Source organism: Microvirga aerilata (assembly GCF_016743775.1).
GTDB lineage: Bacteria > Pseudomonadota > Alphaproteobacteria > Rhizobiales > Beijerinckiaceae > Microvirga > Microvirga aerilata.
Genome location: NZ_JAEQMY010000151.1, coordinates 1 through 8,002, shown reverse-complemented (window position 1 = coordinate 8,002; position 8,002 = coordinate 1). Strand labels below are relative to the sequence as shown.

The 8,002-nt window shown below is 61.3% G+C and carries 9 protein-coding genes; 7 read left to right on the top strand and 2 right to left on the bottom strand.

The window, feature by feature from the left end; translation table 11 throughout:
- Positions 1-78: 78 nt before the first annotated feature.
- Positions 79-444, bottom strand: coding sequence for a type II toxin-antitoxin system VapC family toxin (locus JKG68_RS30005; RefSeq protein WP_246516058.1), 366 nt, complete (start codon positions 442-444; stop codon positions 79-81).
- A gap of 360 nt (positions 445-804) precedes the next feature.
- Between JKG68_RS30005 and JKG68_RS30000 the strand changes: the two genes are divergently transcribed.
- The 4 genes from JKG68_RS30000 to JKG68_RS29985 all read left to right on the top strand — a co-directional run bounded on the left by JKG68_RS30000 (position 805) and on the right by JKG68_RS29985 (position 4,585).
- A complete protein-coding gene (locus tag JKG68_RS30000) occupies positions 805-1,242 on the top strand; it encodes a c-type cytochrome (protein ID WP_202065840.1) in 438 nt (145 codons plus the stop codon).
- A gap of 1,467 nt (positions 1,243-2,709) precedes the next feature.
- Positions 2,710-3,279, top strand: coding sequence for a TlpA family protein disulfide reductase (locus tag JKG68_RS29995; RefSeq protein WP_312891042.1), 570 nt, complete (start codon positions 2,710-2,712; stop codon positions 3,277-3,279).
- 19 nt (positions 3,280-3,298) lie between these two features.
- Positions 3,299-3,820 carry a copper chaperone PCu(A)C gene (locus JKG68_RS29990; RefSeq protein WP_202065836.1) on the top strand — a complete coding sequence of 174 codons (522 nt, stop codon included), beginning with the start codon at positions 3,299-3,301 and terminating at the stop codon, positions 3,818-3,820.
- Positions 3,821-4,213: 393 nt separating this feature from the next.
- A complete protein-coding gene (locus JKG68_RS29985) occupies positions 4,214-4,585 on the top strand; it encodes a hypothetical protein (RefSeq protein ID WP_202065834.1) in 372 nt (123 codons plus the stop codon).
- Between the two features lie 143 nt (positions 4,586-4,728).
- Here JKG68_RS29985 and JKG68_RS29980 read toward each other — a convergent pair whose 3' ends face one another.
- Positions 4,729-4,980 (bottom strand): UPF0149 family protein, encoded by a 252-nt coding sequence (locus JKG68_RS29980; RefSeq protein WP_246516054.1) that lies wholly within the window; start codon positions 4,978-4,980, stop codon positions 4,729-4,731.
- 412 nt (positions 4,981-5,392) lie between these two features.
- Here JKG68_RS29980 and JKG68_RS34630 point away from each other — a divergent pair, with 412 nt between their 5' ends.
- From JKG68_RS34630 to JKG68_RS29970, 3 genes are all read left to right on the top strand, one after another.
- A complete protein-coding gene (locus JKG68_RS34630) occupies positions 5,393-5,728 on the top strand; it encodes a sugar phosphate nucleotidyltransferase (protein WP_312891041.1) in 336 nt (111 codons plus the stop codon).
- Complete coding sequence (locus JKG68_RS29975) at positions 5,665-6,876, top strand: mannose-1-phosphate guanylyltransferase/mannose-6-phosphate isomerase (RefSeq protein WP_312891043.1); 1,212 nt, start codon at positions 5,665-5,667, stop codon at positions 6,874-6,876. Before JKG68_RS34630 ends, JKG68_RS29975 begins: the two co-directional genes overlap by 64 nt.
- A gap of 458 nt (positions 6,877-7,334) precedes the next feature.
- Positions 7,335-7,562, top strand: coding sequence for a hypothetical protein (locus tag JKG68_RS29970; protein ID WP_202065833.1), 228 nt, complete (start codon positions 7,335-7,337; stop codon positions 7,560-7,562).
- Positions 7,563-8,002: the final 440 nt, after the last annotated feature.

The following is an 8,002-nucleotide window of genomic DNA, read 5'->3' as shown; positions in this document are numbered from 1 at the left end:
ATGAGGGAGCCTTCGTCACCGATGGCAGCCCACCCCAACTCGAAGCCTTCCAAGTCGATCCGTGATGGCTGTTGGCGTTTAGGGACCATTGGTGCCGGTGGCATGAGCCACCGGATACGCGGACACATGCTGATCCTCCGAGAGGAGGGTGAGGCCTTCAGCGATGGCTTGGGCCATCAGCAGGTGATCGAACGGGTCCCGATGGTGCATCGGGAGGCGGACAAGCGCCTCAAGGTGCTCGGGCCGGATGTCGAGCATCTCAAAGCCTTGAGCGTTGATGGCAGCAACGATGTCGCTGATATCGGCATCGAGTTTTCCAACGCGCACCTTCACCACGATCTTCCACAACGAGGCGGTGCTGACCAGGATGTCGTTCGCAATTTCGGCGATAAGATCCTGGGCCTTGCGCTCGATCCGCGGATCACCCGCAAAAGCCAGGCACATCATGCAGTCAGAACGCGTTTGTCGGTGGCCCTGATCCGCCACCTTATTCGGTTCAAAAGGCTTTTGCCCGACCTGGGAGTGAACCCGGACCCATTACTTCCCGCCTAGGTTGGCTCCGCTGCTGTGAGTCTGGCGCGGAGGTGGTCAAGGATTGTCCAAGCACACAGCCATCCATGAGACGCCGGATGCACCTTTCACTCCGCTCTGCTTCGAGCTACCACCTGTGGGAGCCCAGCACTGCATCCTACGTAGTTAGGCAAGAATTCTGTACAAGCTTAAGCATACATGACGTGATCCTAAGGCCGCTTCGAACGAGAGCTGCCGTGACTGTTCGTCAGCAGCAAACGAGGTAAGATATATATGAAACGTACACTTTTGGTTGCCGGCCTTCTGGCGCTCGGCGCAACTGCAGCCATCTCCCAGAGCGATGTCGTTACACAGCGTCAGGCTCTGATGAAGGAGATGGGCGCGCAGACCCGGCCCATCGGCGCCATGATGCGTGGCCAGGAGGCGTTCGACCTCGCAAAGGTTCAAGCCAGCCTCAAGGTTCTTGCGGAAAACCCCAAGAAGTTCGTGACCCTGTTCCCGGAGAGCTCGAAGAACGCCGAGAAGACCGAGGCGTTGCCGTCCATCTGGGAGAACAAGGCCAAGTTCGAGTCCTATGGGACGAAGGCGAGCCAGGATGCCCAGACGGCCATGACCACCATCAAGGACGAGGCCTCCTTCAAGACGGAGATGCCGAAGGTGCTTCAGAACTGCGGCACCTGCCACAACGAGTTCCGGAAGAAGAGCTCCTGAGCGGTTTCTGATCAAGGACGGTCCTTTAACCTGAGAGGGGCTGCCATGCGCATTGACGTCGCCTCGGCTGCTTATGCTCCCATAAAGGCTGAAAGGGGGGTGAGGCACTCCTGGGACTCGTATCGAAGAGGGCATAGGGCCAGATGGTCGAGGGCCGCAACAGCGAGCACCGTCTGGCGCGAACCAACGCTCCACGCCACGATATTATCATCGCCCGCTACCCTAGCAGGGATGTGCCAGCGAGCCTCCAGGTGACGTTCGTTACCCTGTGAACGTTGCCCGTTGTCGCATGCCTCAGCACCTGCCTATAGCATGCTACTCACTTTTGTGTACTCCATTGGGGATGGTCGCCAACCGTTAGAGCTTGGCCTTATAGTTCTGTTGCGAAGGCAATCGTCAGCCTTCGCAACAGAGTCGTAAAGAGCGCACGAACAAGAGCATGGATAAGGCAGAGGAGGTCTGCCTTACGTTTATGGGGGCACCAGATGATTCCTCTAGTCGAGCATGTTGCTCGTACGTTCTACGAAGCCGAACATACGAACTCGTCATGGGACGACACGCCTGAGAGCATCAAAGAAGCGTTTCGCCGGTCCGCGTGTGACGCCCTCATGGTGAATGCCCTCTCACAACAGGAACAGCTGGTCGATCCTGCAAGATCAACGCCGGACACTCGCTTCACTGTTGCCTGATATCCGTCAGGAACCCCCCTGATCGCGGTCGTGCTCCTCGCCACAGGATGCAAACAGAACAGTGAGGCTCGGCGATCAACGATGTCAACACGGATAGGCCGGCCGAGTGGCACGGGAGGCCTCATCGGGTGGGACTGTGTTGAGGCCACCGAGGCCTTGGGGGGTGCCAACAGGTCCCTGTCCGAAGGGTGAGGGACCCTCCACAGGCGCCTTATCGGTTCCTCCTGACCAGCGCGACAAACCGGCTGCGTGACCAAAGCATAAGGTGAGCTGAGTCGTCCCAGCGCCTGGATAAATACCTGGCTCAGAAGGCCTCGACCTGCCGTTAGCTGCGCCAGCTGCCCTCGCCAACCTTTCTGCGCAACAGGGCTTGCGCACTGTGCATGTCGTTCACCAAGGGCTTCGGTGACAGCCGCATTCAACGCGAGCGCGTCCTTGCTTGAAGCAACGATCCAACGGTAAGGCTTAGAATCGGCCAAACCGCGAGGCTTCTGGTGCCAGAGTGCCTGCATAACCTCCTGCATCAGGGATGGCCTCCGTCTGGCAAGGCTGCGCCAGAGCATAAGCGTGTGGGTCTTACTGACTCCAAGCACGGCGGTCAGATCGAAGAGGACGATCACGGAGAAGAAGCCCAAGGTCGATCCGGCGTCGGCCGAAGGTCCGATTTGCCGAGGGCCAACCTGCGGTACTCCTTTGTGACAACGGCGAAACCCTTCACTGTCACGGTAACATGGCATTGCGCATCGATAGTTTCCGTAGGATCCGGGAGACCGGCTCAGTGGCGACCACCCGACGGGTGATCGTGATCTTGCTTGGACTCGTGCTTGATTCCTGCGCCGCCAGCGCCACCGATAAGCCTGCGGGTCTGGTGGTGCATGAGGCGCCACGCCCCTTGCCGGGGATCTCGTTCAGCGACGAAACAGGAGGTCCGCTCACGCTGGCCAGTCTCCGCGGCAAGGTTGTTGTCCTAAACGTCTGGGCCACCTGGTGCTTTCCCTGCCGGGAGGAGATGCCCACGCTGGACCGTCTTCAGGCCCAGTTTGATCCGCGCGATGTTGCGGTGATCGCCCTGTCGATCGACCAGAAAGGGCTTAATCCTGTGCGCAAGTTCTTCAATGAGATCGGCGTGAAACACCTAAGCCCTTATCATGATGCGAGCGCGCGAGCCTTGCGTCAGCTTGGCCTTATTGGCCTTCCTGGAACCCTGGTGATCGATCGGGCCGGGCGGGAGATCGGCCGCGTCCTGGGCGGCGCGGAGTGGGATAGCCGGGACATCGTCGCGTTCCTGAAAGCCCAGGTCCAACAGGCACCGCACGGCGATGCCCCGAAGCAGGCGGAGGCCCAATGACCCCGCTGGAGAACATCTCATGAAAACTGTCTGTTGTGCCGGGATTGCCGCTGTTCTCCTGACGATTGTGGCCCTGACAGATGCCCGAGGCACCTTGGCCCAAACGGCAGCACCCGCCAGCTACCGTGTTGGTCCTATCCTGGTCGAGGCTCCCTGGTCGCGTGAGGCACCAGGTGGTGTGAGACGAGCAGTGGGCTACATGCGGATCACCAACACCGGCCAGCAGGCGGATCGCCTCGTGGGCGGCACGGCAGCCGGTCCAGGACGCCTTGAGGTCCATCAATCCGTCACCGCTGATGGATTCGCCCGCATGCAAGCGGTGGCGGAGGGCCTCGTGATTGGGCCGGGCGAGACGGTGGAACTCAAGCCCGGCGGTCCGCACGTGATGCTCGTGGACCTGCGCCAGGGACCGAAGGCTGGTGAAATCATCAAAGGCACGCTCGTGTTCGAGAAGGCCGGTATGGTCGACATCGAATACCAGGTCGGCGGAGTCGGCATCCGGAGCGCGCCGACGGCAGCCGCGGGCCATCACCATCATTGAAGCCGGGCATTGCTGCCATGACGTCTACCGTATGCCACGCCGGATGGGAACGAACCTTCGCGAGGCGCAAAGGAGTGGATTGGCAAAAGCTGGAGTCGCCGGGCGCCTCCAATCGGTGTTGCGACATCCCGGTTGATGATGGTCCGCGACGGAGCCCCCCCGGTGAACCGGCGGGCCCATCGGAGGATTGCGGCCACAGCGTGCTTCTTTAACTTCGGGTGTTGTCCGCGCCACTCAGCCATCCTTCTGAGAAAGCTGAGCGTGGGGCCAAACCTCTGATCGGCGAGTGTCCGACGCCCTGAGGGATCTGCGCCGCCGGACGTCGGCGGATTGCTTCCCGGAACAGAGTAAGCTTGGCCGCGTTCACTACGGGGGGAGTAGGAGAAAACTGCAATGAGCCCTCGTATCGTGGCCGCACTCGCTGGCCTGATCGTGCCAGTCTTGACCATTGTCGGGCCGATCGCTGCATCTGCAGCGGATCCCGCGGAAAGGCATGGCGCAGCGGCGCCGCATGCGGGGGCCTCCCGCGCGGCTCGGCCCCTGTGCGTAAAAGAGCAGGACCCTGATGCCCCACCCCATGGGTATGGCTGCATGAATCGCTGGGTCATAGTAAGGACGACCCATGAGGTGATCCAGGACAATGGGTATGGCTACACGGTAACAACAGAGGCCACTCGTCGCCGCTATCCTCCTCAGGTCTATGCCCCACAGGATGAGGTGCTGAGCTCATTTGACGATCACTATACGGTGTTTGGGCGGAGGTGATCCCCCGATGTCGAACAGCTTCGGGTTCGAGGATTGCTGGCTCCCGGCCTGGATACTTCGCGACGGGGGGCGTTCTTGTGCCGCGGTAGTCTGTGCGATTGTCGTGAAGGGCAGGGGCTAAGCTCATCTGATCCTTGGTCCGCCTAGGGACGGTGCCCCAGATTTGAACCTGTGCACGGATCGAGGCCATGGCCTGTGGCGTTGTAGTGCTCCACCACCGGCTTCACGAGCGGCTCGGCTTGTTGGGCATTCTCAAAGACCGGGTCCGCGTCCTCGTCGCTGCCCCACACCAGCGGCAGCCACTCGCTCGGCAGGATCAGTTCAGGGCAGACTAGGATCCCTGCCACATACCCATCAAGCTCACTGACCAGCATTGCATCGCTGTCGGCCGGCAAGCTGGCCAGCTTTATCTCAACAGCTTCAGATGGCGTAGAATGTTCGGCATACGGCCTTCAGCTCCGGGCCATCAGGTGACTGAAGCAGTGATTGTATGACCGACCATCTGCCCAGAGTGTCGTGTAGCCAGACCTCCCGATCAAGACTGGTTCATGCACCATGCGCCGGGATCAAATAGTTTCGGCCGGCATGTTCCAAGCGCACAAACGACGCCTTGAGCGGTTTCAAGCACGATGCAACCACTCCGGTGGCCTGAGAACCTTGGCATCCAATGGATCTGACGATCGCGAAGGTGTTTTCTTCGTTCGCACGCGACCTGAGCCTACACCTGGGCGCAGGCTCTTAAGTATATTCGCTTTGCGTCTCATCCTCATTTCACAAATGATGCTCCCGATTTAACGGCAGGACGCCATGAGCACCATCACCCCAGTCCTGATGTCCCGCGGCACCGGCAGCCGCCTGTGGCCCCTGTCGCGGGAGGCTTACCCGAAGCAGCTGTTGCCCCTGCTGGGCGAGGCCAGCCTGCTGCAGCAGACGCTGCAGCGGGTGACCGATTCGTCACTATTTGGTGCGCCGCTGGTGGTGGCGAACGCCGACCAGCGCTTTCTTATCGCCGAGCAGGTGCGGGCCCTCGGCAGCACCAACGCCCAGATCATCCTGGAGCCCTTCGGCCCAACACCTGCCTGGCCGCCGCCGTCGCCGCGATTCTCGCCAGCCACCAGGATCCCGACAGCGTCATTCTGCTGATGCCGGCCGACCACCGCATCGGCGATGTGCCGGCCTTCCTGCGCGCGGTCGAGGCCGGCCGTGAGGCGGCCCGAGAGGGCGCCTTCGTGCTCTTCGGCATCACGCCCACGGCCCCGGCAACCGGCTACGGCTACATTCACTGCGGCGACACCCTGGCGGATCCGCGCCTGCGGCGCGTGCTCGGCTTCCAGGAAAAGCCGGATCAGACCACCGCCGAAGCCTACCTGGCCATGGGCAACTACGCCTGGAACAGCGGCATCTTTCTGCTCCCGGTCCGTCACTTCCTGGAGGAGTTGGTGCGGCTGGCGCCGCAGGTGCTGCGGGTCTGCACCGAGGCGATCGACAGGGCGGTGACGGACCTCGACTTCCTGCGCCTTGATCCAGAAGCCTTTCGGCGCGTTCCCGACATTTCGATCGACTACGCCGTCATGGAGCAAACACCGCATGCGGTGGTGGTACCCACCGACTGCGCCTGGTGCGACATCGGTGCGTGGTCGGATCTGTGTGAGTTGACTGACAAAGACGGCGACGCCACCGCCACCCTTGGCGACGTGGTCGCCCTCGACACCAAGGGCTGCTACATCCGCTCCGATGGTCCGCTGGTCGCCACCATCGGCCTAGAGGACCTGATCGTCGTGGCCACCGCCGACGTGGTGATGATCGCGCCCAAGAACCGGGACCAGGACGTCAAGAAGCTGGTCGACCGGCTCAAGGCCATGGGCTACGACGCCGCCGTGCAGACGCCACAGGTGCATCGGCCCTGGGGCTTCTACCAGTCGCTCCACACCGGGGAGCGCTTCCAGGTCAAGCGCATCACCGTAACGCCCGGGCAGAAGCTGTCGCTGCAGCAGCACTATCACCGGGCCGAGCACTGGATCGTGGTCAATGGCACGGCCCTGGTCACGCGTGACGACGAGCAGATCCTTCTGCGCGAGAACGAGTCGGTTTATCTCCCGCTGGGCTGTGTCCATCGCCTCGAGAATCCCGGCCGTGTGCCGCTGAACCTCATTGAGGTGCAATCGGGCGCTTATCTGGGTGAGGATGATATTGTGCGCATCGAGGATATTTACGCCCGCGACAGCAAAGACGGCTTCGAGCATCTACCGTCCCGGCTCTCCGTTGCGGCAACCAACCGGGGGGGCCGATAATCCTTGATAGACTGTCCGCTGGCGCCTTGTGCAGCCCTAATCCCGTGGGCGTTCAGTCCAGCGGCGGACTGCCGGAGGGTGGCAGCGCCGGTGGCCTACAGCTCCGCAAGGAGGGAAGCGGCATTAGCGGCGCGGCCCCGTGAAAGATTCGTGCGTACATCCGGCATTGGTCTCTTCGGCCTCCTCATGCGTATGCTCGAAAGCAGGCGAAGAGATTTCAACGCCCCTGAGCGGCGATGTGGAGCTATCCTCCGCAAAAGTTGCTCGGCCGCTTGAGCTCTGCTCGATCGCGCCGCACCGGCTCACGATTCCATCGCTGACGCAAGCGGATGTGATCCCGTCGCGTTCAATCCTGTAGCAATTTGCTAGAGCTTAGTCGCAAAGTTTTTCAGTATTCTGAACTAGACACGCGACAAAGGATTACCCCATAGTGGTAGTGTTCTTTGCAGGAGACCGTGATGGCCTTGTTGTTGGTTGCAGCCCTCCTGGGTGGGCTCATGACGTTTGCGGTGCTCTTGCCCTCCGGAATTCTCACCGCGCTCGTTGCAGCGCCGTTCGGCGGCAGCCTCCTGACTCTCATTGCGGGACTTCTCCTGGCTTACCTGAGAACCAAAGCTGAGCGCCGCGGTGAGCCTGGTTCGAATAGGCCGACAGCAGCTCACACGATTCGTTCCGTCACCCGCTGAGTCCGCACCACACTCGATGCATCACCCAGGGCACTCCTAATCCCTCTCGCGTTCAGGGCGCCTCCATCTGCCGGAGATGCTCTGTGAAAGTCGTCCGATGGTGATGGTCGGATGTGAGCCGGCAGCAAGACAGGGAGGCTCCGAAACGGTTCGACTGCGGGTCTGCCAGCGCCGCCAAGCCTCCCTAATACCCTGCCGCAACGGCGGTCTTGGCTTTGGAAAGGTCTGCCAGATGACGAGCGTACATGCCTCGTCAACGGCCACGACGAGAGTCATACCGTAGAGGAGGATCACGGGTGAGAAGCTCTCGGACACTCCTTGTCCTCTCAAAAATACCGAGGTTAACGCCCGGGCAACCAAGCCGATCGACAGCACGGGGCAGGGCGGCCTATACTGAGAATGGGGTTGCGATGGAGACGGACCATGAGGCTGTCCCTTGC

What these genes read in the sequence shown, in the direction of transcription:
- JKG68_RS30005 (WP_246516058.1), bottom strand. Translation starts at nt 444, where the DNA reads ATGTGCCTGGCTTTTGCGGGTGATCCGCGGATCGAGCGCAAGGCCCAG.
- JKG68_RS30000 (WP_202065840.1), top strand. Translation starts at nt 805, where the DNA reads ATGAAACGTACACTTTTGGTTGCCGGCCTTCTGGCGCTCGGCGCAACT.
- JKG68_RS29990 (WP_202065836.1), top strand. Translation starts at nt 3,299, where the DNA reads ATGAAAACTGTCTGTTGTGCCGGGATTGCCGCTGTTCTCCTGACGATT.
- JKG68_RS29985 (WP_202065834.1), top strand. Translation starts at nt 4,214, where the DNA reads ATGAGCCCTCGTATCGTGGCCGCACTCGCTGGCCTGATCGTGCCAGTC.
- JKG68_RS34630 (WP_312891041.1), top strand. Translation starts at nt 5,393, where the DNA reads ATGAGCACCATCACCCCAGTCCTGATGTCCCGCGGCACCGGCAGCCGC.
- JKG68_RS29970 (WP_202065833.1), top strand. Translation starts at nt 7,335, where the DNA reads ATGGCCTTGTTGTTGGTTGCAGCCCTCCTGGGTGGGCTCATGACGTTT.